Here is a 1,019-nt window from a genome sequence, read left to right as displayed (position 1 = left end):
CTGAGAGCCTGTCGGGTGGCTGATCGTAAGCGGTGCGTGATTGGTGCCTGTGGGTGCCGGGCATGGCGAAGGCCCCGGAATGATCACGTGGTGTGTGCCAGTGCGACAACTCCGGGGCCGTCAGCGGCTCATGCTATCCGTCCAGCCTCACCGATGCGATGTGGGAGGTCATCCGCCCTCTGCTTCCAGTCCGTGACCTGCGCAAAGGCGGTGGTGTACGCAAGTACGGAGACCGGCTGATCCTCGATTCGGTCTTCTACGTGCTGCGGTCCGGATGTCAGTGGCGGATGCTGCCGCACGACCTGATGCCTTTCGACGCGGCCCACCGCTGGTTCACCAAGTGGCGCCGGGACGGCACATGGAACCGCATCCACGACGCGTTGCGCCGACGGGTGAGGGAGGAAGCCGGGCGGGACCCCGAGCCGTCGGCCGCGGTGATCGACGCCCAGTCGATCAAGAGCAGTGAGGGCGGAGAGGCGCGGGGCTTCGATGCCGGAAAGCGGACAGCAGGCCGCAAGAGGCACGTGATCGTGGACACGATGGGACTCCTGCTGGTCGTCGCGGTCACCTCGGCTTCCGTCCAGGACCGTGCCGGCGGGCGCGCGGTCCTGGCCCGGCTTGCCGAGGGCTTCCGCACGGTCTCACTGGTCTGGGCGGACGGCGGATACGCCAACTCCGTTGATTCCAGGCTGCTTTCCTGGGCCTGGAACACGCTGAACATCGTCGTGGAGATCGTGAAGCGGACCGACGACGTCAAGGGTTTCAAGGTGCTGCCCCGCCGCTGGGTCGTGGAACGGACGTTCGGCTGGCTGGTCCGCAACCGCCGTCTGGCCCGCGACTACGAACGGCTCACCGCCACCTCGGAGGCGATGATCAAGGTGGCGATGATCCGGCTGATGCTCGTCCGTCTCGCGGGGCAGCCATCACGCTGGAGCCATGACGACAGCCGGAAAACCGTTCGCTCCACGACCGTCGAGGACCTTATCGCAGCGTGATCAACCGGCCACCCGACAGGCTCT

1 protein-coding gene is annotated in these 1,019 nt (G+C 66.5%); it reads left to right on the top strand.

Annotation, left to right across the window (positions count from 1 at the left end; all coding sequences use genetic code 11):
- Positions 1–92 precede the first annotated feature (92 nt).
- On the top strand, positions 93–995 hold the full coding sequence (locus ACIBB8_RS37975) for an IS5 family transposase (protein WP_398959993.1): 903 nt from the start codon (positions 93–95) through the stop codon (positions 993–995).
- The last annotated feature ends 24 nt before the right edge of the window (positions 996–1,019 follow it).

The sequence above is a fragment of the Streptomyces sp. NPDC051286 genome, from assembly GCF_044455345.1.
Lineage (GTDB): Bacteria > Actinomycetota > Actinomycetes > Streptomycetales > Streptomycetaceae > Streptomyces.
This window is presented reverse-complemented; position numbering and strand designations above follow the sequence as displayed.